20 protein-coding genes and 1 pseudogene are annotated in these 23,213 nt (G+C 53.6%); 10 read left to right on the top strand and 11 right to left on the bottom strand.

Annotation, left to right across the window (positions count from 1 at the left end; all coding sequences use genetic code 11):
* Positions 1-16 precede the first annotated feature (16 nt).
* The 3 genes from cpdA to parE are packed head-to-tail and all read left to right on the top strand — an operon-like array spanning position 17 to position 3,345.
* Entirely contained in the window at positions 17-844 is an 828-nt protein-coding gene (cpdA, locus tag ACLJRS_RS09945; protein ID WP_000444735.1) for a 3',5'-cyclic-AMP phosphodiesterase, read from the top strand.
* A complete protein-coding gene (yqiA, locus tag ACLJRS_RS09940; protein WP_000105725.1) occupies positions 844-1,425 on the top strand; it encodes an esterase YqiA in 582 nt (193 codons plus the stop codon). Before cpdA ends, yqiA begins: the two co-directional genes overlap by 1 nt.
* A gap of 27 nt (positions 1,426-1,452) precedes the next feature.
* A complete protein-coding gene (parE, locus tag ACLJRS_RS09935; protein WP_000195318.1) occupies positions 1,453-3,345 on the top strand; it encodes a DNA topoisomerase IV subunit B in 1,893 nt (630 codons plus the stop codon).
* A gap of 124 nt (positions 3,346-3,469) precedes the next feature.
* Here parE and ACLJRS_RS09930 read toward each other — a convergent pair whose 3' ends face one another.
* The 4 genes from ACLJRS_RS09930 to qseB all read right to left on the bottom strand — a co-directional run bounded on the left by ACLJRS_RS09930 (position 3,470) and on the right by qseB (position 6,509).
* Positions 3,470-3,784, bottom strand: coding sequence for a putative quinol monooxygenase (locus ACLJRS_RS09930; protein WP_000958588.1), 315 nt, complete (start codon positions 3,782-3,784; stop codon positions 3,470-3,472).
* Between the two features lie 31 nt (positions 3,785-3,815).
* Positions 3,816-4,397, bottom strand: coding sequence for an NAD(P)H-dependent oxidoreductase (locus tag ACLJRS_RS09925; RefSeq protein WP_000065416.1), 582 nt, complete (start codon positions 4,395-4,397; stop codon positions 3,816-3,818).
* Between the two features lie 106 nt (positions 4,398-4,503).
* On the bottom strand, positions 4,504-5,853 hold the full coding sequence (qseC, locus tag ACLJRS_RS09920; RefSeq protein ID WP_000779328.1) for a quorum sensing histidine kinase QseC: 1,350 nt from the start codon (positions 5,851-5,853) through the stop codon (positions 4,504-4,506).
* On the bottom strand, positions 5,850-6,509 hold the full coding sequence (gene qseB / locus ACLJRS_RS09915) for a quorum sensing response regulator transcription factor QseB (RefSeq protein WP_001221574.1): 660 nt from the start codon (positions 6,507-6,509) through the stop codon (positions 5,850-5,852). The genes qseC and qseB overlap by 4 nt, the downstream gene beginning before the upstream one ends.
* Before the next feature lie 151 nt (positions 6,510-6,660).
* Here qseB and ACLJRS_RS09910 point away from each other — a divergent pair, with 151 nt between their 5' ends.
* The 5 genes from ACLJRS_RS09910 to ftsP all read left to right on the top strand — a co-directional run bounded on the left by ACLJRS_RS09910 (position 6,661) and on the right by ftsP (position 12,840).
* Entirely contained in the window at positions 6,661-7,053 is a 393-nt protein-coding gene (locus ACLJRS_RS09910; RefSeq protein ID WP_000731552.1) for a YgiW/YdeI family stress tolerance OB fold protein, read from the top strand.
* A gap of 71 nt (positions 7,054-7,124) precedes the next feature.
* Positions 7,125-7,991, top strand: a complete 867-nt coding sequence (locus tag ACLJRS_RS09905; protein WP_000998793.1) for a GyrI-like domain-containing protein — start codon at positions 7,125-7,127, stop codon at positions 7,989-7,991.
* A 110-nt stretch (positions 7,992-8,101) separates the two neighbouring features.
* On the top strand, positions 8,102-10,360 hold the full coding sequence (parC, locus tag ACLJRS_RS09900; RefSeq protein WP_001281910.1) for a DNA topoisomerase IV subunit A: 2,259 nt from the start codon (positions 8,102-8,104) through the stop codon (positions 10,358-10,360).
* A gap of 256 nt (positions 10,361-10,616) precedes the next feature.
* Positions 10,617-11,354, top strand: a complete 738-nt coding sequence (gene plsC / locus ACLJRS_RS09895) for a 1-acylglycerol-3-phosphate O-acyltransferase (protein WP_000965730.1) — start codon at positions 10,617-10,619, stop codon at positions 11,352-11,354.
* Between the two features lie 73 nt (positions 11,355-11,427).
* Positions 11,428-12,840 (top strand): cell division protein FtsP, encoded by a 1,413-nt coding sequence (ftsP, locus tag ACLJRS_RS09890; protein WP_000010658.1) that lies wholly within the window; start codon positions 11,428-11,430, stop codon positions 12,838-12,840.
* Positions 12,841-12,884: 44 nt separating this feature from the next.
* On the opposite strand, the gene ACLJRS_RS09885 is transcribed toward ftsP, so the two are convergent.
* The 3 genes from ACLJRS_RS09885 to ACLJRS_RS09875 are packed head-to-tail and all read right to left on the bottom strand — an operon-like array spanning position 12,885 to position 15,710.
* Positions 12,885-14,192 carry a TRAP transporter large permease gene (locus ACLJRS_RS09885; RefSeq protein WP_000345261.1) on the bottom strand — a complete coding sequence of 436 codons (1,308 nt, stop codon included), beginning with the start codon at positions 14,190-14,192 and terminating at the stop codon, positions 12,885-12,887.
* Between the two features lie 10 nt (positions 14,193-14,202).
* Positions 14,203-14,685: a TRAP transporter small permease gene (locus ACLJRS_RS09880; RefSeq protein WP_001221825.1), complete on the bottom strand. Its 483-nt coding sequence runs from the start codon at positions 14,683-14,685 to the stop codon at positions 14,203-14,205.
* Positions 14,686-14,726: 41 nt separating this feature from the next.
* A complete protein-coding gene (locus ACLJRS_RS09875; RefSeq protein WP_000799370.1) occupies positions 14,727-15,710 on the bottom strand; it encodes a TRAP transporter substrate-binding protein in 984 nt (327 codons plus the stop codon).
* A 488-nt stretch (positions 15,711-16,198) separates the two neighbouring features.
* On the opposite strand from ACLJRS_RS09875, the gene ACLJRS_RS09870 reads away from it, so the two are divergent.
* A complete protein-coding gene (locus ACLJRS_RS09870; protein WP_001274458.1) occupies positions 16,199-18,370 on the top strand; it encodes a YgiQ family radical SAM protein in 2,172 nt (723 codons plus the stop codon).
* 202 nt (positions 18,371-18,572) lie between these two features.
* Positions 18,573-18,767 carry a hypothetical protein gene (locus ACLJRS_RS09865; protein WP_000525382.1) on the top strand — a complete coding sequence of 65 codons (195 nt, stop codon included), beginning with the start codon at positions 18,573-18,575 and terminating at the stop codon, positions 18,765-18,767.
* Positions 18,768-18,924: 157 nt separating this feature from the next.
* Here the strand turns inward: ACLJRS_RS09865 and ACLJRS_RS09860 are convergent, their stop codons facing one another.
* The 4 genes and pseudogenes from ACLJRS_RS09860 to yqhD form a co-directional block, all read right to left on the bottom strand.
* Positions 18,925-19,380 (bottom strand): HIT family protein, encoded by a 456-nt coding sequence (locus tag ACLJRS_RS09860; RefSeq protein WP_000128244.1) that lies wholly within the window; start codon positions 19,378-19,380, stop codon positions 18,925-18,927.
* Between the two features lie 44 nt (positions 19,381-19,424).
* Positions 19,425-20,910, bottom strand: a pseudogene (locus ACLJRS_RS09855) (DASS family sodium-coupled anion symporter).
* Between the two features lie 155 nt (positions 20,911-21,065).
* The gene (gene dkgA, locus ACLJRS_RS09850) at positions 21,066-21,893 is read right to left on the bottom strand and encodes a 2,5-didehydrogluconate reductase DkgA (RefSeq protein WP_000013100.1); all 828 of its coding nucleotides are present in this window, start codon (positions 21,891-21,893) and stop codon (positions 21,066-21,068) included.
* Between the two features lie 105 nt (positions 21,894-21,998).
* Positions 21,999-23,162, bottom strand: coding sequence for an alcohol dehydrogenase (gene yqhD, locus ACLJRS_RS09845; RefSeq protein WP_001058725.1), 1,164 nt, complete (start codon positions 23,160-23,162; stop codon positions 21,999-22,001).
* Positions 23,163-23,213: the final 51 nt, after the last annotated feature.

The raw sequence follows: 23,213 nt of genomic DNA, 5'->3' as shown, positions 1-23,213 counted from the left end.
AACCTAAGGACACCATTTGGAAAGCCTGTTAACCCTACCTCTGGCTGGTGAGGCCCGAGTCAGGATTTTACAAATTACAGATACTCACCTGTTTGCCGAAAAGCATGAAACGCTGTTAGGCGTCAATACCTGGGAAAGTTACCAGGCCGTGCTGGAGGCTATTCGGGCGCAACAGTATGAATATGATCTGATCGTGGCGACCGGCGATCTGGCGCAGGATCAATCCGCTGCGGCTTATCAGCATTTTGCTGAGGGTATCGCAAGCTTTCGCGCGCCTTGCGTTTGGCTACCGGGCAATCATGATTTTCAGCCGGCAATGTACAGCGCGCTGCAAGAGGCGGGGATTTCCCCGGCTAAACGCGTGTTAATCGGTGAACAATGGCAGATTTTGTTGCTGGATAGCCAGGTGTTTGGCGTCCCGCATGGCGAACTGAGCGAGTTCCAACTGGAATGGCTTGAGCGTAAGCTCGCCGATGCGCCAGAGAGACAGACATTGCTCCTGTTGCACCACCATCCGTTGCCGGCAGGGTGCAGTTGGCTGGATCAGCACAGCTTGCGTAATGCTGGTGAGCTGGATAGCGTGCTGGCGAATTTCCCGCGTGTAAAGTATCTGCTATGCGGACATATTCACCAGGAGCTGGATCTCGACTGGAACGGACGGCGTCTGCTGGCGTCGCCGTCAACCTGCGTACAGTTCAAACCGCACTGCGCGAACTTTACGCTGGATACTATCGCGCCGGGCTGGCGTACGCTGGAGCTCCGGGCGAACGGCGTCCTGGAGACGGAAGTGCATCGCCTGCAGGATACCCGGTTCCGACCCGATACCGCTTCGGAAGGATACTGATGTCTACGCTTCTCTATTTGCACGGATTCAACAGTTCCCCTCGCTCGGCAAAAGCGTGCCAGCTAAAAAACTGGCTGGCGGAGCGTCATCCGCATGTTGAGATGATCGTCCCTCAACTACCGCCGTATCCTGCCGATGCGGCGGAGTTGCTGGAATCTCTCGTGCTTGAGCATGGCGGTGCGCCATTAGGGCTGGTAGGATCGTCGCTGGGTGGTTATTACGCCACCTGGCTGTCGCAATGTTTTATGCTGCCGGCTGTGGTGGTGAATCCCGCCGTGCGGCCCTTTGAATTACTGACCGACTATCTCGGTCAGAACGAGAACCCCTACACCGGGCAGCAATATGTGCTAGAGTCTCGCCATATTTATGATCTTAAAGTCATGCAGATTGACCCGCTGGAAGCGCCGGACCTGATCTGGCTACTGCAACAGACGGGCGATGAAGTGCTGGATTACCGCCAGGCGGTGGCATATTACGCCTCCTGCCGTCAGACAGTGACCGAGGGTGGTAATCACGCATTCACGGGCTTCGAAGATTATTTCAACCAGATTGTCGATTTTCTTGGACTGCACAGTTGCTGACAATCAATTCGAATTGCTAATTAAACCATGACGCAAACTTATAACGCTGATGCCATTGAGGTACTCACTGGGCTTGAGCCGGTACGCCGCCGCCCGGGGATGTACACCGATACGACCCGCCCCAACCATTTGGGTCAGGAAGTGATTGATAATAGTGTGGATGAAGCACTGGCAGGTCACGCCAAACGCGTGGATGTCATTTTACATGCCGATCAATCGCTGGAAGTGATTGACGACGGACGCGGGATGCCGGTGGATATCCATCCGGAAGAGGGGGTTCCGGCGGTAGAACTGATCCTCTGTCGGCTTCATGCCGGCGGTAAATTCTCCAATAAGAACTATCAGTTCTCTGGTGGTCTGCATGGGGTGGGGATTTCGGTAGTAAATGCCCTGTCAAAGCGCGTGGAAGTGACCGTGCGCCGCGACGGTCAGGTCTATAACATCGCGTTTGAAAACGGCGAAAAAGTGCAGGATTTGCAGGTTGTCGGCACCTGCGGTAAACGTAATACTGGCACCAGCGTTCATTTCTGGCCGGACGAAAGTTTCTTCGACAGCCCGCGTTTTTCTGTCTCTCGCTTAATGCACGTTCTGAAAGCAAAAGCGGTGCTGTGTCCCGGCGTGGAAATCACTTTTAAAGATGAAGTGAATAACAGCGAGCAGCGCTGGTGCTACCAGGATGGTCTGAACGACTATCTGGGCGAAGCGGTAAACGGCCTGCCGACGCTGCCGGAAAAGCCGTTTATCGGTAATTTTAACGGTGAAACGGAAGCGGTTGACTGGGCGCTATTGTGGCTGCCGGAAGGCGGCGAATTACTGACGGAAAGCTACGTCAACCTGATCCCGACCATGCAGGGGGGGACGCACGTCAACGGTCTGCGCCAGGGCCTGCTCGACGCGATGCGCGAATTTTGCGAATACCGCAATATTCTGCCGCGCGGCGTCAAACTGTCGGCGGAAGATATCTGGGATCGCTGCGCTTATGTGCTTTCCGTGAAAATGCAGGACCCGCAATTTGCCGGGCAGACCAAAGAGCGTCTGTCGTCGCGTCAATGTGCGGCATTTGTTTCCGGCGTGGTGAAAGATGCCTTCAGCCTGTGGCTGAACCAGAACGTGCAGGCGGCGGAACAACTGGCAGAGATGGCGATTGCCAGCGCGCAGCGGCGACTGCGCGCCGCAAAAAAAGTGGTGCGCAAAAAGCTCACCAGCGGTCCGGCGTTGCCGGGGAAACTGGCGGACTGTACCGCGCAGGATCTTAATCGGACCGAGCTGTTCCTTGTGGAAGGGGATTCGGCAGGCGGTTCCGCCAAGCAGGCGCGCGATCGCGAATATCAGGCGATCATGCCGCTCAAAGGTAAGATCCTTAACACCTGGGAAGTCTCTTCCGATGAAGTGCTGGCCTCGCAAGAGGTGCATGATATTTCCGTGGCGATCGGTATCGATCCGGACAGCGACGATCTGAGTCAGCTGCGCTACGGCAAGATCTGTATCCTGGCGGATGCGGACTCCGATGGTTTGCATATTGCTACTCTGCTTTGCGCGCTGTTTGTCAGACATTTCCGCGCGCTGGTGAAGAATGGTCATGTCTACGTCGCGCTACCGCCGCTATACCGTATCGATTTGGGTAAAGAGGTCTATTACGCGCTGACGGAAGAAGAGAAGGCGGGCGTACTGGAACAACTGAAGCGTAAGAAAGGCAAGCCGAACGTACAGCGTTTCAAAGGCCTGGGTGAAATGAACCCGATGCAGTTACGCGAAACCACGCTTGATCCGAATACTCGCCGCCTGGTGCAGCTCACCATTAGCGATGAAGACGATCAGCGTACTAATGCGATGATGGATATGCTGCTGGCGAAGAAACGTTCCGAAGATCGACGCAACTGGCTACAGGAAAAAGGCGATCTCGCGGATCTCGACGTGTAACGGTTGTTGCACGCTTTATCCGGTCTGCGCGGCGCAGGCCGGATAAGCGAATCCGACATGACGCCGCAGCCTGATGGCGACACTTGCGCATCGCATCAGGGCGACGTCAGACGAGGTTAATAACTTAAACGCCAGATCCCAGAATACGAATATTCATTTCCAGCACATCGTCTTTTACCGCGTCGCTGTAAGCTTTCATATGCGGGGTTTGCAGATGCGCCTCAAGGTGCGCAACGCTTTCCCACTGTTCAATCATCACGATCGAGTCAGGCGCCAGAGTTTGAAAACTCACGCCCGCGGCATGATCCACCATCGGCGCGTAACCGTGGCACCCCTCTTCTTTAAGAACGGTTGGAATAATTTTCGCAAACTGGTCGAGGACGGCCTGACGGTGATGTTGGCCCGGACGCGTGCGAATTTCGGCAATGACGGTAAGCATGGTTAACTCCTTCTAATTCCAGGATGACCAGTTAAGCAAAAATTTCGCTTAGATGCTTGCGATATTCTGCAGTATAGCGCGGAACATCCGGCATTTTAATCACGTCGTTGGCAATAAACGTTGGCAGCGCGTCCATGCCCAGGAACTGGTTGGCTTTATGGAATGGCAGATAGACGCCATCTACGCCTACGCCGTGGAAAAACTGATCTTTTTCGGTAAATGCTTCCATCGGCGCGTTCCACGTCAGTGACAGCATATATTTTTTCCCCTGCACCAGACCGCCGGAACCGTACTTTTTAGCGGCATCGGAACGCGTGCGGCCATCGCTGGCATAGAGCGTGCCGTGACCTTCGGTAAAGACATCATCCATATATTTTTTTACTGTCCATGGCGCGCCCATCCACCAGCCTGGCATCTGCCAAATCACCACGTCAGCCCAGACGAAATTCTGCACCTCTTCTTTAATGTCATAGTCGCTGTCGGCGCGGACGATCTTAACCTGATGACCCAGATCGCGCAGCAGCCCATCGGCAACTTCGGTCAGGGTGTCATTTAACTGGCCGTTGGAGTGCGCGAATTTTTTCGCCCCGTTGATAATCAGGATGTTACTCATTTTGTGTCCTCAAGAAATGCGTTTGCTGCTGATTCTACGCTGACGGGCGGTGCGGTGAAATTAGCAAAATGTGCAAAGTCTTTTGCGTTTTTGGCAAAAGTCTGTGTTACCAACTTACTACGGCCTCAAATCCACCTTCCGCGGCGTTGCCAAACGACACCGTCATGCCGTGCAGCGTAGCGATGCGGCGGACGATTGATAATCCCAGACCGCTGCCGGTTACACTTTGGCCTGGCGGGCGGTAAAAACGCTCGCCGATATGCGTCAGAATCTCTGGCGCTACGCCGGGGCCATTATCTCTGACGGTGAAGCTACGGGCATGTAAGGTAACGTCGACGACGCTGCCCTGCGGACTGTAGCGAATCGCATTATCCAGCAGGTTACGCACTAACAGGCTTAAGAGTAGCGGCTGGCCGGTACGTATGACGTCATGGGCGTTAAGCTGTAAACGCACGTCGATATTCGCCTGCTGCGCCGGATGATAAATATCCATTACCGCGGACTGCAGCAGCTCTTCCAGCGAAATCTCCGCTACATCCTGCAAATTATTGAGCGAGTCGAGACGCGATAACGTCAGTAGCTGATCGACCAGCCGCGTGGCGCGATCGATCCCCGCATGGAGCTGGGTCAGCGCTTTATCACGCGATAGCGGATCGTCGCCCGAGAGCTGCGCCACCTCGGTTTGTACTTTCAGCGCGGCCAGCGGGCTGCGCAATTCATGGGCGGCGTCGGAGGTAAATCGCCGTTCGCGCACCATCATGGAGTGGATGCGGCTAAAAAGCTGATTAAGCGCTTCGACCAGTGGGCGAACCTCGCTCGGTACGCCTTTGGCGTCGAGCGGCGTTTCCGATTCCGGCGACCGGAAGCGTAGCGCCTGCGCCAGTTTTTTCAATGGTCTGAGCTCGCGGTGAAGCAGGAGTAATAAAATTAGCAGCATGAAGGGAAGGGCGATCAGCCACGGCGTTAATTGCGCCGCCACGATCGCCAGCGCCATATCTTCGCGGTAATCCCACTCCTGACCGACGACGATACGATACTTACCGTCCGCCGAGTTCAACCACAAAAAACGCCAGAGGTCGTTGTCATCCTTCAGATAGCCATTGTCGAAACCTTCCCGGCGATAGCGATACGGAATATCCTGGCCGTTGTCGCCATCATGCAGCAACATTTTGCCGTCAGCGGAAAAGATGGCGAACGCCAGCGCATCGTCATCGATATGCCCATGTTTTAATTTCTTTGGCGTATGCGCCATGCGCTGCGGGGCGTTGATCTCGTTAAGATCGAGGGTGCTAAGCCGTCTGGCGAACAACATCAACTGTGTGTCAAACAGCTCGTCGACATTATCCGTCGTCTTTCTCCAGGCCACAAAACTGGAAATTGCCCAGGTGATGGAGACCAGAATCAGGAAAATAAGCGTCAGCCTGACGCGCAGGCTGAGACGTTGCGTCAATTTCATGCGTCACCCAGGGTGTAGCCGATGCCGTGTACGGTGCGAATAAATTCGCTGCCGAGCTTGCGGCGTAAATGATGAACATGGACTTCCACTGCATTGCTGGACACGTCGTCATCCCAGTTATACAGCTTCTCTTCAATAAGCTTGCGCGGCAGCACGCGACCTTTGTTGCGCAGTAAGAGTTCCAGCAACGCGAACTCTTTTGGTTTTAAGGCCAGCGGTTCGCCGGCAAGCGTCGCGACGAGATTGCCTGGATTGAGCGTCACCTGGCCGTGGCGCAATTCGCTACTGGCCTGACCGCTGGCGCGGCGTACCAGCGCCTCCAGACGGGCGGCGACCTCAATGAGCGCGAAAGGTTTACATAAATAGTCATCGGCGCCCAGACGTAGCCCCTCGACGCGCTCTGCTAACGCGTCGCGCGCCGTCAGGATCAGTACCGGTTCCTGTTTACCCTTTTCGCGCCATTCGCGCAAAATATCCCGTCCGTCCATGCCTGGCAGCGTCAAATCTAAAATAACCGCATCATAAGGCGCGCTGTAAAGCGCCTCTTTGCCCGGACGTCCCTCGGTAAACCAGTCGACGCTGAAACCCATTTTACTCAGGCCCGCTTTTATGCCATCGCCAATAAGTGTGTCATCTTCTACCAGTAAAATTCGCATCTGTTCTTCCTTGCGGTAACTCGCGTTGCCGTCAGTTAACCTTGTCGCCGCAGGCGATGTACAGAAAAAAAGATTCTTTTTTTGCCTTAAGAAGTTGTTAAGGATTACCTTATTAAATGGATCTGAAACGACATGAAAGGGAAAAGTAATCATGAAAAAATTAGCTGCAATCGTTGCCGTTATGGCACTGTGTTCTACCCCGGTTCTGGCGGCTCAGCAGGGCGGTTTCTCCGGCCCGTCGGCGACGCAAACGCAAGGCGGCGGATTTGTCGGCCCGAACGGCAGCAGCACGACGGTAGAGAGCGCTAAATCGCTGCGTGACGATGCGTGGGTAACGCTGCGCGGGAATATCGTCGAGCGCATTTCCGACGACCTGTATGTGTTTAAAGATGCGACCGGTACTATCAATGTGGATATTGACCACAAGCGTTGGAACGGCCTGACCGTAACCCCGCAGGATACCGTTGAAATTCAGGGCGAAGTGGATAAAGACTGGAACTCTGTCGAAATCGACGTAAAACAGATTCGTAAAGTGAATCCGTAATCCCACATTGCGCAAGATCGGTCAGGATTCACAGCCGCCCGGTGGGCAGAATAGGCCACAAGGAGGCAGTGATGAATGACCTGATCAGCGCGGCTTATTCCGAACGTCTGCGGCGCGTTTGCGACCACATTGAGCGTCATCTGGATGAGCCACTGTCGATTGAGGCGTTAAGCCGGATGGCGCACAGCTCGCCGTTTCATTTTCACCGGCAGTTTACCACCTGGAGCGGGCTTCCGCTCTATCGCTATATCCAGTGGTTGCGTTTGCGCCGCGCGTCATGGCGGCTGGCGTTTAACCCGCAGGATAAAGTTATCGATATCGCGCTGGATGCCGGGTTTCAGAATCCGGAGTCGTTCACACGTGCTTTCAAAACCGCGTTTGGTCAAAGCCCGCGCCGGTTTCGGCAATCGCCGGACTGGCTGGCCTGGCACCAACGCGTTCCTAAACTTGCGTTACAGGAGCAGCATGTCATGGACGTAAAAATCGTTGAATTTCCACCTACCCGCGTCGCGATGCTGACGCATCTGGGGCATCCGGATAAGGTCAACGCCAGCGCGGCGAAATTTATTGCATGGCGGCGCGAAACGGGGCAGTCGCCGATTGCCAGCAGTCAAACTTTTGGTATTGCCTGGCACGACCCGCAGACGACGCCGCCGGATCAATTCCGCTTTGATATCTGCGGCAGCGTCCACCAGCCGATAGCCGAAAATGACGTTGGCGTGGTGAATAGCGAGATTCCTGGCGGGCGCTGCGCGGTGGTACGCCATCAGGGATCGCTCGACAGCCTCCCGGAGAGCGTGTGGTATTTATTCCGCGAATGGCTACCCGCCAGCGGTGAGACGCCGCGCGATTTTCCGGTCTTCTTCCAGTACCTGAATTTCGTCCATGAGGTGGCGGAACATGAGCTGCTGACGGATATCTATCTGCCGCTTCGTTAACTTCCTCGCCACCTGTCTCACGGTTTGTGACTCAGACCGTGAGATAGGGTATTATCTGCGGCAATATTGCCGTCCGAACGGTCAGCATGCAGATTGAGGATCCCCTGTTAATGAGCGATATGGCAGAGCGCCTTGCGCTACATGAATTTACGGAAAACGCCTACTTAAACTACTCCATGTACGTGATCATGGATCGTGCGTTGCCGTTTATTGGCGACGGCCTGAAGCCGGTACAGCGCCGCATCGTCTATGCGATGTCAGAGCTGGGGCTGAACGCCACCGCTAAATTTAAAAAATCCGCCCGTACCGTTGGTGACGTACTGGGTAAGTATCACCCGCATGGCGACAGCGCCTGCTATGAAGCCATGGTGCTGATGGCGCAGCCGTTCTCTTACCGTTACCCGCTGGTCGATGGCCAGGGGAACTGGGGCGCGCCGGATGATCCGAAGTCATTCGCGGCGATGCGTTATACCGAATCCCGCCTGTCCAAATACGCCGAGCTGCTGTTAAGCGAACTCGGTCAGGGGACGGCGGACTGGGTGCCAAACTTCGACGGCACGATGCAGGAACCGAAAATGTTACCGGCGCGTCTGCCGAACATCCTGCTGAACGGCACCACCGGTATTGCGGTGGGGATGGCAACAGATATCCCGCCGCATAACCTGCGCGAAGTGGCGAAAGCGGCGATTACGCTGATTGAGCAGCCGAAAACGACGCTGGATCAGTTGCTGGATATCGTCCAGGGGCCGGATTACCCGACCGAAGCGGAGATCATTACCCCTCGTGCGGAAATTCGTAAAATTTACGAAAATGGGCGTGGCTCCGTGCGTATGCGCGCGGTATGGACCAAAGAAGACGGCGCCGTGGTGATCACCGCGTTGCCGCATCAGGTATCTGGCGCAAAAGTGCTGGAGCAGATTGCTGCGCAGATGCGCAATAAAAAACTGCCGATGGTGGACGACCTGCGCGATGAATCGGATCACGAAAACCCGACGCGTTTAGTGATTGTCCCGCGCTCCAACCGTGTGGATATGGAGCAGGTGATGAACCATCTGTTCGCCACCACCGATCTGGAAAAAAGCTACCGTATTAACCTGAACATGATCGGTCTGGATGGTCGTCCGGCGGTGAAAAACCTGCTGGAGATCCTCACCGAGTGGCTGGCGTTCCGCCGCGACACGGTGCGCCGTCGTCTGAACTATCGTCTGGAGAAAGTGCTTAAGCGCCTGCATATCCTCGAAGGTTTGCTGGTGGCGTTTCTCAACATCGATGAAGTGATCGAGATTATCCGTAACGAGGATGAGCCGAAACCCGCGCTGATGTCGCGTTTCGGCATCAGCGAAACCCAGGCGGAAGCGATTCTCGAACTGAAACTGCGTCATCTCGCCAAACTGGAAGAGATGAAAATTCGCGGCGAGCAGGACGAGCTGGAAAAAGAGCGTGACCAGTTGCAGGGCATTCTCGCGTCCGAACGCAAAATGAATACCTTGCTGAAAAAAGAGCTACAGGCAGATTCCGATGCCTATGGCGACGATCGCCGTTCTCCGCTGCGTGAGCGCGAAGAAGCTAAAGCGATGAGCGAACACGACATGCTGCCGTCCGAACCGGTGACTATCGTGCTGTCGCAGATGGGCTGGGTGCGCAGCGCCAAAGGTCATGATATTGATGCGCCGGGGCTTAACTATAAAGCGGGCGACAGCTTTAAAGCCGCGGTGAAAGGTAAGAGTAATCAACCGGTGGTGTTTATTGATACCACCGGGCGCAGCTATGCTATTGATCCCATTACGCTTCCGTCGGCGCGTGGGCAGGGCGAGCCGCTGACCGGCAAACTCACGCTGCCGCCGGGGGCGACCGTAGAGCATATGCTGATGGAAGGCGATGACCAGAAACTGCTGATGGCGTCGGATGCGGGCTACGGCTTCGTTTGTACGTTTAACGATCTGGTTGCCCGTAACCGTGCCGGTAAGGCGTTGATTACACTGCCGGAAAATGCGCACGTCATGCCGCCGCTGGTGATTGAAGACGAGCACGATATGCTGCTGGCGATTACCCAGGCCGGACGGATGTTGATGTTCCCGGTAGACTCTCTGCCGCAGCTGTCGAAAGGCAAAGGGAATAAGATCATTAATATCCCCTCTGCAGAAGCGGCGAAAGGCGATGATGGACTGGCGCACCTGTACGTGCTGCCGCCACAAAGCACTCTGACTATCCATGTCGGGAAGCGCAAAATCAAACTGCGCCCTGAAGAGTTACAGAAGGTGGTCGGCGAACGCGGACGCCGTGGCACATTAATGCGCGGCCTGCAGCGTATCGATCGCATTGAGATTGATTCACCGCATCGCGTAAGTCATGGCGACAGCGAAGAGTAAGACAGGGGCACCCGTAAGCCGGACAAGGCATCTAAGCCGCCATCCGGCGCTCTGCCGTTGCCGGATGACGACGCAGTAGCGTCTTATCCGGCCTACGGTTTCAGATCGGATTAACATTAAAATTTCCCGTAAAACCGTTGTTTATTCGTGCATTGCGATTAACAATACGTTTTTCCAGAGAGCCACACTTACCAAAATCCTAACCTGAATTTCAGGTGACGTAGAATGCCGGGCTCTTAGGCCTTCAGAGGTTGTTATGCTATATATTTTTCGTCTTATTGTTACCGTTATTTACTCCATTCTGGTCTGTGTTTTCGGTTCTATTTACTGCCTTTTCAGCCCACGTAACCCAAAACACGTGGCGACGTTTGGACATATGTTCGGCCGTCTGGCCCCGCTGTTTGGCCTGAAAGTGGAGTGCCGCAAACCCGCCGACGCGGAAAACTATGGCAATGCTATCTATATTGCTAACCACCAGAATAATTATGATATGGTCACGGCGGCGAATATTGTGCAGCCGCCAACGGTGACGGTGGGGAAAAAAAGCCTGCTTTGGATCCCGTTTTTTGGGCAACTGTACTGGCTGACCGGTAATCTGTTGATTGACCGTAATAACCGCGCCAAAGCGCATAGCACCATTGCGGCAGTGGTTAACCATTTTAAAAAGCGCCGTATTTCTATCTGGATGTTCCCTGAAGGTACGCGTAGCCGGGGACGCGGTCTGCTGCCGTTTAAAACCGGCGCGTTTCATGCGGCTATCGCGGCTGGTGTGCCGATCATTCCTGTCTGCGTTTCCAACACCTCTAACAAAGTCAATCTAAACCGCCTGAACAACGGACTGGTTATTGTGGAAATGCTGCCGCCAGTCGATGTCAGCGAATATGGTAAAGATCAGGTTCGCGAGCTGGCGGCCCACTGCCGTGCGTTAATGGAGCAAAAAATCGCGGAACTTGATAAAGAGGTTGCGGAACGTGAAGCGACCGGTAAGGTTTAAGCAGTCTTACTCTGTTATTGTAGAAATCATTTTTTCAGGCACAACTCTTTAGCCTGTTTTACATGGAGCTTATATGTCATTCAGTCGGCGTCAGTTTCTTCAGGCATCGGGAATCGCACTATGTGCAGGCGCGATTCCCCTCAGGGCGAATGCTGCCGGTCAGCAACAGCCGTTGCCTGTTCCGCCGTTGCTGGAGTCCCGTCGCGGGCAGCCGTTGTTTATGACGCTACAGCGAGCGCACTGGTCCTTTACGCAAGGCACGCGCGCGCCGGTCTGGGGAGTGAACGGTCGTTATCTGGGGCCGACAATCCGCGTCTGGAAAGGCGATGACGTTAAACTCATCTATAGCAACCGCCTGGCGGAAAATGTCTCCATGACGGTTGCTGGTTTACTGGTGCCGGGGCCGCTGATGGGTGGCCCGGCGCGTATGATGTCGCCGAACGCGGACTGGGCGCCGGTGCTGCCGATTCGTCAGAGCGCCGCCACGCTGTGGTATCACGCTAACACGCCTAACCGCACTGCGCAGCAGGTGTATAACGGCCTGGCCGGAATGTGGCTGGTCGAAGACGACATCAGTAAAACGCTGCCCATTCCGAACCATTACGGCGTGGATGATTTTCCCGTCATTATCCAGGATAAACGGCTGGATAACTTTGGGACGCCGGAGTACAGCGAACCGGGAAGCGGTGGTTTTGTCGGCGATACGCTGCTGGTGAACGGCGCGCAAAGCCCCTATGTCGAAGTGTCCCGCGGCTGGGTGCGGTTACGGTTGTTGAACGCCTCGAACTCGCGGCGCTATCAGCTTCAGATGAGCGATGGCCGGGCGCTGCATGTGATTTCAGGCGATCAGGGCTTTTTACCTGCGCCGGTTTCCGTCAAACAGTTGTCACTGGCGCCCGGCGAGCGACGTGAAATCCTGGTTGATATGACCAACGGCGACGAAGTCTCGATCACCTGCGGGGAAGCGGCCAGCATAGTCGATCGGATTCGCGGTTTCTTTGAGCCTTCCAGTATTCTGGTTTCGACCCTGGTGCTGACGTTACGGCCAACCGGATTGCTGCCGCTGGTGACCGATAATCTGCCGATGCGTCTGTTGCCGACGGAGATCATGAGCGGCGCGCCTGTCCGCAGTCGGGACATCAGTCTTGGCGACGATCCGGGGATTAACGGCCAACTGTGGGATGTGAATCGCATTGATATTACCGCCCAACAAGGCACCTGGGAGCGCTGGACGGTACGCGCCGATATGCCGCAGTCGTTCCATATTGAGGGCGTCTCTTTCCTGATTCGTAACGTCAACGGCGCTATGCCGTTCCCGGAAGATAGAGGCTGGAAAGATACCGTCTGGGTGGATGGGCAAGTCGAACTGCTGGTCTATTACGGTCAGCCGTCCTGGCCGCACTTCCCGTTCTATTTCAACAGCCAGACGCTGGAAATGGCTGACCGCGGCTCGATTGGGCAAATGCTGGTGAATCCTGCGTCGTAAAGCGTCCGAGTACGGGTCTGAATAGCGCAGACCCGTCAGGGTTTTCAGGAAGGAGCAAACAGCGTGGGAAGCAGCAGACTCAACTGCGGGAAGTAGCAAATCATCGCCATGACCACAAAGAGTGCCAGAAACATCGGTAATAGCGGTTTGACGACTTTATCAATACTGATTTTGCCGATACTGCAACCGACGAACAAAATAGTGCCTACCGGGGGCGTACACAGTCCGATGGTTAAATTGAAAACCATAATAATGCCAAAATGGACAGGGTCGATTCCCAGATGTTGAGCAATGGGAAGGAAAATAGGCGTAAAGATTAGAATAGCCGGGGTAATATCCATAAACGTCCCGACGAGTAACAAAATGAGATTGATAATCAGCAAGATGACCCATTTATTTTCGGACACGCTGGTAATCATTTCATTAATCAGTTCAGGAACATCGGCATTGGTCATCGCCCATGACATTCCCATTGAGCAGCCGACCAGTAAGAGAACAATAGAGCTGGTTACTACCGAATCCAGCAGAATATCGCGCAACTTACTCACATTAATTTCTCGATAAATGGCCGCCAGCGCCAGGCTATAGATTACCGCGATCGCAGAGGCCTCTGTTGGCGTAAATACGCCGCCGATAATGCCGCCGATAATAATAAATATCAGCAACAGGCTGGGCAATGAATCGCGGAATACCGACAGAAACTGCCGCAGGTTGATGCGTTCGGCAACCGGGTAATGGTGGCGATGGGCATACAGCGCCGCTACCGTCATTAAAGCCAGCGCGGTTAAGATGCCGGGCAGGTAGCCCGCCAAAAACAGGGCGGCGACAGAGGTGCCGCCGCTAGCCAGCGAATAGACAATTAGCACATTGCTGGGCGGGATCATCAGGCCAATCGGCGCCGAAGCGACGTTGATCGCCGTAGAGAACGCCGGAGAGTAGCCCTCTTTTTCCTGTAATGGCGACATGATGCCGCCCACCGCAGCCGCAGAAGCGACAGCCGAGCCGGATATCGCGCCAAACAGGGTGTTCGCCAGAATATTGCAGTGCGCCAGCGAACCGGGAAGGCGGCCAACTAACGCCTGAGCCAGATTCACCAGGCGCCGGGCGATTCCCCCGGTATTCATAATATTGCCGGCTAACACAAAAAAGGGGATCGCCAGCAGCGTAAAGCCATCGAGACCGACGGTCATTTTTTGCGAAATAACCGAGATTGCCGCATCCGGGGGAAGGGCTATCAGGATTGAGAATAAGGACGACAGCCCGATAGCGAATGTAATAGGAACGCCGACCGCCAGCATAATGGCAAAGCTGCCAAATAAAACAATTATTGGGTAAATATATTCAAAGTCCATATATCCCTCGTTAGCGAAGATGGCGCTGATGATAATTATCAATAACGTTCACAATGGTGTAGTACACCAGGATGACGCCGCTAATCGGCATGACCCAATAGACTTTATCCATAGGCCATTTTAATACCGGGGACATTTGGCTGACGTGCGCCGCTTTTTCAACAATAATATCACCGCCGTACACCATAAAAATCAGCGCGAACACGGTAATAATCACCTGAATGATACTGTCGAGCACGAGGGCGGGCGTTCGGGAGAGTTTTTGCGCTAACAAATCGATAGCTAAATGTTTTTTTAATCCGGCGGTATAGACGCCGCCTAACAGAATCATCCACATAAAAAGAATCTGGGTGAATTCGTCGAGCGTGCTGCTTGGCGCGTTGAATATAAAGCGCGCCGCCACCTGCCAGGATACGCAGGCAACCATGATCGCCAGAATAATACAGCAGCACCCGGCCAGTATTTTGTTCAGTGCATTGGTGAGTATTCGCATATTACATCCTGTAAAGGGCAGGAGAACCCTGCCCGGCAGATTTACATATTCTCGATGTATTCCAGATCCTTCGCTGATTGAGCGTCTTTTGCGCGGAACTCATCAAACAAGGGCTTAACACGCTGTTTGAACGCGGATTTATCAATATCAACAACGGTCGCATTCATGGCCTTCATGCTCTCATAAGCCTCTTTTTCCGCGGCGGGCCAGATGACGTCTTTCATTTGCTGCATGGATTCATCTGCGGCTTTATATAACGCTTTCCGCTCTTTATCGCTCAATTTGTTAAGTACTTTGGTACTGATGACCAGGACATCCGGCACCATCGTGTGCTCGTCGCGGGAATAGAATTTCGCCACCTCCGCATGACGCATATCGGCATAAACCACGGGGTTGTTTTCGCCGCCATCGACCACGCCTTGCTGGAGCGCGGTATAGAGTTCGCCTTGCGCCATCGGCGTCGGCACGCCGCCGAGCGCTTTCACCATCGCGATAGCGCTGGGGCTTTGCTGCACTCTGATTTTCATACCGGCTAAATCGTCGGGTTGAGTGATGGGCTTACTGGCGTAAAAACTGCGGGCGCCGCCGTCGTACCAGGTTAAGCCGACGAAGCCTTTGCTTTCGGAGGACGCGAGAATGCGTTTCCCTAAGTCGCTTTTCAGTACGTTGTAGTAGTGATCGCGGTCACGGAATAAAAACGGCAGGCTAAACACGCTATATTCCGGCGCAAAAGACTCCAGCGATGCCGCATTGACTTTCACCATTTGCAGAGCGCCGGAGTTCATCAATTCCAGCGATTCACGTTCGTTGCCCAGCGTGGCGTTGGGGTAAATACGAATATTTAATTCGCCGTCCGAATAGGCTTTCGCTTTATCGGCCAGATAGCTCATCGCTTTGTGAACGGCGTGGCTTTTATCCTGATTGTGGCTCAGTTTCAGCGTGGTTTTGGCGAGCGCTGGAAATGCCAGTAGCAAACAGCCGGCCAGTAATACCGCTGATGTTGTGAATGAACGTGTGTTTTTCATATCTGCTTCCTTATAGGTTGGGATTCCTGTGGTTATCGTTGATTAATTAATAACCTGCTGATACGTAAGGTGTTGCGTTGGGGAAAGGCGTGGTGATGGTGTTCTTTATCCCCTGAATTCTGTCAGCCAATTTAATTTAATCAATAGACCAAAGAAAGAGATCTGGTTCACAGAAGAAAGTCATGGTAAAAACAGTGTCGTGAGCAATTCAGCGAAGTTTTTTTATATATTGCTGATAATGTGATGTTTTTTTTACTTTTTGTTGTTATGGCGATACTGCGTTTTTAGACGTGGGTATAATTAATTGCATACCAATTTGAAGATATTCATAAGACCAATTTCAAACACCTCAGGCCAGGCCGTTGAAAGTTGTTTCTATTTCGCGCCAGCCCTGCATATAAGGCGATAATCTCCTTCATTTTCGCTATAGATACGGCTTATAATCCCCGACCTTTGATTATTTTTTTGCCAATCGTTTTGGAAGCAATATGAGCGCTATCTCCCTGATCCAACCGGATCGCGACCTTTTCTCCTGGCCGCAGTACTGGGCCGCCTGCTTTGGGCCGGCGCCGTTTTTGCCGATGTCACGTGACGAGATGGATCAACTTGGCTGGGATAGCTGCGACATTATTCTGGTAACCGGCGACGCCTACGTCGACCATCCGAGCTTCGGCATGGCGATTTGCGGTCGTATGCTGGAAGCGCAGGGCTTCCGCGTGGGGATCATCGCCCAGCCGGACTGGAACAGCAAAGACGACTTTATGCGTCTGGGAAAACCGAACCTGTTCTTCGGCGTCACCGCCGGCAACATGGACTCGATGATCAACCGTTACACCGCTGACCGTAAGCTGCGCCACGATGACGCCTACACCCCAGATAACGTCGCGGGCAAACGCCCGGACCGCGCCACGCTGGTCTATACCCAGCGTTGCAAAGAAGCGTGGAAAGATGTCCCGGTGATCCTCGGCGGCATTGAGGCCAGTCTGCGCCGTACCGCGCATTACGACTACTGGTCTGATACTGTGCGTCGTTCAGTGTTAGTCGATTCCAAAGCCGACATGCTGATGTTTGGCAACGGCGAGCGTCCGCTGGTGGAAGTGGCGCACCGTCTGGCAATGGGCGAAACCATCGATCAGATTCGTGACGTGCGTAACACTGCGATTATGGTTAAAGAAGCGCTGCCAGGCTGGAGCGGCGTCGACTCCACTCGTCTGGACACGCCGGGTAAAATCGATCCAATTCCCCATCCCTATGGCGAGGATCTGCCGTGCGCGGATAACAAGCCGGTCGCGCCGAAAAAGCAAGAAGCTAAGGCGATTACCGTGCAGCCGCCGCGTCCGAAGCCGTGGGAAAAAACCTATATCCTGTTGCCATCCTTTGAAAAGGTGAAAGGCGACAAGGTGCTGTACGCCCATGCGTCGCGTATTCTGCATCACGAAACTAACCCTGGCTGCGCGCGGGCGCTGATGCAAAAACACGGCGACCGCTATGTCTGGATCAACCCGCCCGCCATACCGCTCTCCACTGAAGAGATGGATAGCGTGTTTGCGCTGCCGTATCAGCGTGTGCCGCACCCGGCTTACGGCAATGCCCGTATTCCGGCCTATGAGATGATCCGCTTTTCGATCAATATCATGCGCGGCTGCTTTGGCGGCTGCTCTTTCTGCTCGATCACTGAACATGAAGGGCGCATCATTCAGAGCCGCTCGGAAGACTCTATTATCAACGAGATCGAAGCGATCCGCGACACGGTGCCGGGGTTTACCGGCGTGATCTCCGATCTGGGCGGTCCTACCGCGAACATGTATATGCTGCGCTGTAAGTCGCCGCGTGCGGAGCAGACCTGTCGTCGCCTGTCATGCGTCTATCCGGATATCTGTCCGCATATGGATACTGACCATACGCCGACGATCAATCTTTATCGCCGCGCCCGTGAGCTGAAAGGCATTAAGAAAATCTTAATTGCCTCCGGCGTGCGCTACGACATCGCTGTAGAAGATCCTCGCTACATTAAAGAGCTGGCAAGCCATCATGTGGGCGGCTATCTGAAGATTGCGCCGGAGCATACTGAAGAAGGTCCGCTGTCGAAAATGATGAAGCCGGGTATGGGCAGCTACGATCGCTTTAAAGAGTTATTTGACCTTTACTCTAAACAGGCCGGAAAAGAGCAGTATCTGATCCCATATTTTATCTCCGCGCATCCGGGCACGCGGGACGAGGATATGGTGAATCTGGCGCTGTGGCTCAAGCGCCACCGCTTCCGTCTGGATCAGGTGCAGAACTTCTACCCGTCGCCGTTGGCAAATTCGACCACCATGTATTACACCGGCAAAAACCCGCTGGGTAAAATTGGTTATAAGAGTGAAGATGTGGTGGTGCCGAAGGGAGACAGGCAGCGTCGCCTGCATAAGGCACTGCTGCGTTATCACGATCCGGCGAACTGGCCGCTGATTCGCCAGGCGCTGGAAGCGATGGGGAAAAAGCATTTGATTGGCGGTCGCCGTGAGTGTCTGGTACCTGCGCCGACCATTGAAGAGATGCGCGAAGCGCGTCGCCAGAACCGCAACACGCGCCCGGCGTTGACCAAGCATACGCCGGTGGAACATCAGCGGCAGGGGCTTGCTGCGAATAAGAAGCGCGGGAAAGGCGCAGGGCGTTAATTACCTTTGAATCTGTTGCTTCTGGAAGCTAATGTTTCTGGAAGTAACAGACATCTAAATATATTGTATCGGTCTTTAGTAATTGCTAAATTACGGGGAGCTTTATATTTTATTTCAATATTATTGATTGTATAAATTAATTATATATTACCTTAATGATTAAGGCATGATGCTTGCACACAGCCCCAGAGGAGGGGATATCATGGGTATGATTATTATTCCCTGTTTTATCGTAATTGCTATAATAGCTGTTGTTATATTCATAATGGCTATTAAAGCATGTAATATGGAAAAACGTGAAGACAGGCAAATGACTCTTGCAGGGATAATTTTAATGGGTGTTATTGCCGCTATTCCTGGATGGTTTTTGTACGAAATATTTAGCCACGCGCCGTAATATTTAACCTACCAGGGTTGATATATTAAAATAGATAAGAAGTATATAATCTAAGGTATAATGCCTGATGGCGCTGCGCTTATCAGGTCTATGAATAGCACAGTTTTGTAGGCCGGATAAGGTGCTTACACCGCCATCCGGCAAAAGTGCTCCGTATTTATGCCTCACGAATTCTGGCCGCCAGCGCGGCCAGTTTTTCATCATCAGCCCGTTTATGATCGTGTGACGACAGATATCCTTCATACTGTTCGAAAAATTTATTCTGCCGCGATTCAATCGGTTTCCAGTGGGTTAAATCGCCAGTACCGTGCATGGGGCTTAATTTACTGTGCACATGGTCTACGCCGAAACCTTCGAAGAACATTCCCGTACGACTGACATCCGGGAAAGCCTTATCCAGTTTCTTAGCCACTTTTTGGGTCGCCAGCATCAGGTCCGCTAACGCCTGCGGCGGTAGATCGAACGCGTAGCTGGGGTAATGTTTTTTCGGGATCACTACGGTAAACCCATCGGTATTCGGAAAAATCGACAAAAAAGCCAGGTGATGCTCATCTTCCCAAACTTTATGACAAGGTGCTTTACCTTCAACTATTTGACAGAAAATGCAGGTCATTCCATTTCTCCGTTAACCGAGGGGCTTATCGATGCGTTAAGCGTTTAATACAACCCTAACACTTTCCACCATGCGAGGCCGACTGTCAAAAAGACCGCCTGATTAAAGAGGCTGATAATAAATCCCGTTCGCCACCAGACGCCCGTCGGTACATAGCCGGCGCCAAAAAGAATGGGGCCGCGTGCGTGGGTATACTGCGTAAGAGAGCAGTACAGGCTGCTGGTAAACGCCAGCATGAGCGCCATCGGCGCCGCCGGAATATTCAGATGCAGACCGACGCCCAGAAACACCGCATACAGCGCGGCGATTTGCGCGTTGCCGCTGGCGAAAAAATAGTGGGTATAAAAATAGGCTGCGTTAAGCAGCAGCAGGATGATTATCCAACTGGTTCCATGCATCGTACTGCCGATGCTGTCGCCAATCAGGTTGCCAAACCAACTGGTGAATCCTAGTTTTTTCAACTGGTTAGCCATCATCAGCAGCGCGGCAAACCAAATCAACGTATCCCAGGCGCCTTTTTCGCTTTTAACGTCTTCCCAGGTGAGCACGCCGCTCAGTAATAAAATCGAGAGACCGACAAAAGAGGCCGTCGTGGCATCCACGCCGAGCGAGCTGCCAAAAATCCATAGCACCAGCAACACGCCGACGGTCGCCAGCATCAGCCACTCGCCGCGCGTCATACTGCCCATTTGCGCCAGCTCTTTGCGCGCCAAATCCGGCGCATCCGGCGTATGTTTAATTTCCGGACGCGTCAGCCAGTAGACCAGCAGCGGGACGATAAGAAAAGAGACCAGGCAAGGCAGGAGCGCGGCGATAAACCAGCTTCCCCAGCTCAACGTAACGCCGGCGTTCGCCGCCAGTTTTACCGCCAGCAGGTTACCCGTATAACCGGTCATAAACAGTGCGGCAGTGACGTCGTTAACATTGCCAATACAGGTGATCAGAAAGGTGCCGATTTTGCTGCGAGACTCATCTTCCGGATGTGAATCAAAGCTGCGCGCCAGCGAGTCGGCGATCGGGTAAATCACGCCGCCGCAGCGCGCGGTGTTACTGGGCATCGCGGGGGAGAGGATCAGATCGGCAAACGCCAGACCATAAGCCAGACCCAGCGTTCGTTTACCTAACAGACGGATCATTTGTAGGGCGATACGCCGACCCAGCCCGGTTTTGATAAACCCACGAGCAATCATAAAGGCGACGACGATAAGCCAGATCAGCGAACTGTTCAGCTCGCTCAAGGCCGTGGTAATCGCGCCGCTGGCCGTTTTGTCGCCGGCAGCATAGGCGAGCGCAAAGACGGTGATGCCGATAATACCGACTGCGCCAATAGGCAGCACTTTCGCCACGATAGAGGCGATCGTCGCGACAAAAATAATCGCGGAATGCCAGGCCGGCGCGCTTAACCCGGAAGGGGGCGTTAGCTGCCACAGTCCGGCGGCGATAACCAGAATAAGAATAAATGGGAGCCATTTGACGCCCTGAGATTTTTTTTCCGCCACAATTACACATCCATAAATATTTTATATGTATTAAGTAAATTCATAATAAATATTCATAAAATCAGAATAATTCTGCGCTTGTGTGTGGGGGAAATATACTGTTAAATGCGCGTAATTGTTTCTTAATGTTTCGGAATGCAAAAAAGCCCGACGACATCGTCGGGCATGGCGTGCGATAAATCCGGCTTAACCGCCGAACTGATCCGGATCGGGACCGAGGCGTTTTCCTTGATCCAGTTTTGCGATCTCGCCTAATTCATCTTTATCGAGACGGAAATCCCAGACAGCAAAGTTTTCCGCGATACGGGAAGGGGTGACGGATTTCGGAATGACGACCAGCCCGCAGTCCAGATGCCAGCGAATAACAATCTGGGCGGGCGTTTTGCCGTATTTATCCGCCAGTTCGCGAATCACTTTCTGATCGAATACGCCTTCGCCACCCTGCGCCAGCGGGCTCCAGGACTCGGTCTGGATTTTATGCGTCGCATTCCACGCATGTAGCTGGCGCTGTTGCATCAAGGGGTGAAGCTCGATCTGGTTGATCACAGGGGTAACGCCGGTTTCATCGATCAGACGCTGGAGGTGATGGATCTGAAAGTTACAGACCCCGATACTCTTTACCAGCCCCTCTTTTTGCAGCGCGATCATGCCCTTCCAGGCGTCGACATAGTGATCGATAGCCGGTACAGGCCAGTGCATCAGATAGAGATCGAGATAATCAAGCTGCAGTTTTTTCAGACTCTCCTGCAGGGCTTCGCGGGGACGTTTTTGATCGTCATTCCACAACTTGGTGGTGATAAACAGCTCTTCCCGCGCCACGCTCGCTGCTTTTAGCGCTTTGCCGACGCCTTCTTCATTCTGATATGCTGTGGCGGTATCAATCGATCGATAGCCCACCTCCAGCGCTTTATGAATCGCCGCGATCACCTCTTCATTGCTTGCTTTCCAGACTCCCAGCCCAAGTTGTGGCATTACGTTGCCATCCTGTAGCCTGATAATGGTTGGATTAGCCATGATGTGTTCCTCTTTTAATTGGCTCGCCGGAGTCGGGTCCGGCGAGACTAAGTGACTTAAGTCTGGACGAAATGGCCAAAAACGAAAGTCAGAGGCGAAAAAACCTTAGCGCGCCGCTTCATAAATCCGACGGCTGACATCCAGCGTAATATCCTGATTTTCACCTAAATTTGTGCATCCATGCGCCTCAAGTTTAGCCAGTAGCGCCGGAATAGTGCTGCCATCCAGACCGTAATCGGACAGACGGGTAGGCACGCCCATCTGTTCGAAGAAACGGCGGGTGGCGGCAATGGCGGCATCAATACGCTCGTCGTCGGAACCGTCGGTGATATTCCATACACGTTCAGCGTATTGCAGGAGTTTTGCACGTTTAACGTCTCGTTTTTCGTTCCATAGCGCAGGCAGAACGATAGCCAGCGTCTGGGCATGATCGAGACCGTGCATCGCGGTAAGCTCGTGGCCCAGCATATGCGTCGCCCAGTCCTGCGGAACCCCAGCGCCAATCAGGCCATTTAACGCCTGAGTAGCGGCCCACATCACGTTAGCGCGGACGTCATAGTTTTCAGGCTCTTGCAGCGCTTTGGGACCTTCTTCGATCAGTGTGAGTAAAATACCTTCGGCGAAACGATCCTGAATTTTGCCGTTAACCGGGTAAGTGACGTACTGCTCAACGGTATGGACGAAAGCATCCACGACGCCGTTCGCAACCTGGCGCGGCGGCAATGTATAGGTGTAGACCGGGTCCAGTACGGCAAACACCGGTTGCACGAACGAGGAGTGGAAGGCCTGTTTGTCGCCAGTGGTTTTACGGGAAATGACTGCGCCGGCGTTCGATTCTGAGCCGGTTGCCGGTAGGGTCAGCACAGACCCCATCGGGATTGCGCTACGAATCTCAGTACCGCCGGTTTCCAGAATGTGCCACGGATCGACGCCGTCCGTATACTGCGCCGCTGCGGCGATAAATTTGGTGCCGTCCAGTACGGAACCGCCGCCAACGGCCAGCAGGAAGGTAATATTTTCGTCGCGCACAAGCTGCACGGCCTTCATCAGCGTTTCATAGGACGGGTTCGGTTCAATACCGCCAAACTCCCGAACATCCAGTCCTTTTAACGCTTCCTGAACTTGCGCCAGTACGCCGGTCTTTTTCACGCTACCGCCGCCATAGGTAATCAGCACGCGGGCGTCCTGCGGGATTTGATCGCGAAGATCGACGATAGCGCCTTTACCAAACAGAATGCGGGTAGGGGTATGTAATTTGAAATTGTTCATTGCTCATTCCCTTATGTGGGTAAAAAGAGGGCAGGCGGCTGTCTGCCTGAT

Source organism: Salmonella sp. SAL00670 (genome assembly GCF_046552235.1).
Classification (GTDB): Bacteria; Pseudomonadota; Gammaproteobacteria; order Enterobacterales; family Enterobacteriaceae; genus Salmonella; species Salmonella enterica.
This window is presented reverse-complemented; position numbering and strand designations above follow the sequence as displayed.

Excerpts from the sequence above, each read along its gene's own strand:
- ACLJRS_RS09875 (WP_000799370.1), bottom strand. The coding sequence starts at position 15,710 with ATGAAAAACACACGTTCATTCACAACATCAGCGGTATTACTGGCCGGC.
- ACLJRS_RS09860 (WP_000128244.1), bottom strand. The coding sequence starts at position 19,380 with ATGACCTGCATTTTCTGTCAAATAGTTGAAGGTAAAGCACCTTGTCAT.
- parC (WP_001281910.1), top strand. The coding sequence starts at position 8,102 with ATGAGCGATATGGCAGAGCGCCTTGCGCTACATGAATTTACGGAAAAC.
- ACLJRS_RS09910 (WP_000731552.1), top strand. The coding sequence starts at position 6,661 with ATGAAAAAATTAGCTGCAATCGTTGCCGTTATGGCACTGTGTTCTACC.
- ACLJRS_RS09925 (WP_000065416.1), bottom strand. The coding sequence starts at position 4,397 with ATGAGTAACATCCTGATTATCAACGGGGCGAAAAAATTCGCGCACTCC.
- dkgA (WP_000013100.1), bottom strand. The coding sequence starts at position 21,893 with ATGGCTAATCCAACCATTATCAGGCTACAGGATGGCAACGTAATGCCA.
- yqiA (WP_000105725.1), top strand. The coding sequence starts at position 844 with ATGTCTACGCTTCTCTATTTGCACGGATTCAACAGTTCCCCTCGCTCG.
- ACLJRS_RS09880 (WP_001221825.1), bottom strand. The coding sequence starts at position 14,685 with ATGCGAATACTCACCAATGCACTGAACAAAATACTGGCCGGGTGCTGC.
- ACLJRS_RS09885 (WP_000345261.1), bottom strand. The coding sequence starts at position 14,192 with ATGGACTTTGAATATATTTACCCAATAATTGTTTTATTTGGCAGCTTT.
- ACLJRS_RS09930 (WP_000958588.1), bottom strand. The coding sequence starts at position 3,784 with ATGCTTACCGTCATTGCCGAAATTCGCACGCGTCCGGGCCAACATCAC.
- ACLJRS_RS09865 (WP_000525382.1), top strand. The coding sequence starts at position 18,573 with ATGGGTATGATTATTATTCCCTGTTTTATCGTAATTGCTATAATAGCT.
- parE (WP_000195318.1), top strand. The coding sequence starts at position 1,453 with ATGACGCAAACTTATAACGCTGATGCCATTGAGGTACTCACTGGGCTT.
- ACLJRS_RS09870 (WP_001274458.1), top strand. The coding sequence starts at position 16,199 with ATGAGCGCTATCTCCCTGATCCAACCGGATCGCGACCTTTTCTCCTGG.
- qseB (WP_001221574.1), bottom strand. The coding sequence starts at position 6,509 with ATGCGAATTTTACTGGTAGAAGATGACACACTTATTGGCGATGGCATA.
- ftsP (WP_000010658.1), top strand. The coding sequence starts at position 11,428 with ATGTCATTCAGTCGGCGTCAGTTTCTTCAGGCATCGGGAATCGCACTA.
- plsC (WP_000965730.1), top strand. The coding sequence starts at position 10,617 with ATGCTATATATTTTTCGTCTTATTGTTACCGTTATTTACTCCATTCTG.
- ACLJRS_RS09905 (WP_000998793.1), top strand. The coding sequence starts at position 7,125 with ATGAATGACCTGATCAGCGCGGCTTATTCCGAACGTCTGCGGCGCGTT.
- yqhD (WP_001058725.1), bottom strand. The coding sequence starts at position 23,162 with ATGAACAATTTCAAATTACATACCCCTACCCGCATTCTGTTTGGTAAA.
- qseC (WP_000779328.1), bottom strand. The coding sequence starts at position 5,853 with ATGAAATTGACGCAACGTCTCAGCCTGCGCGTCAGGCTGACGCTTATT.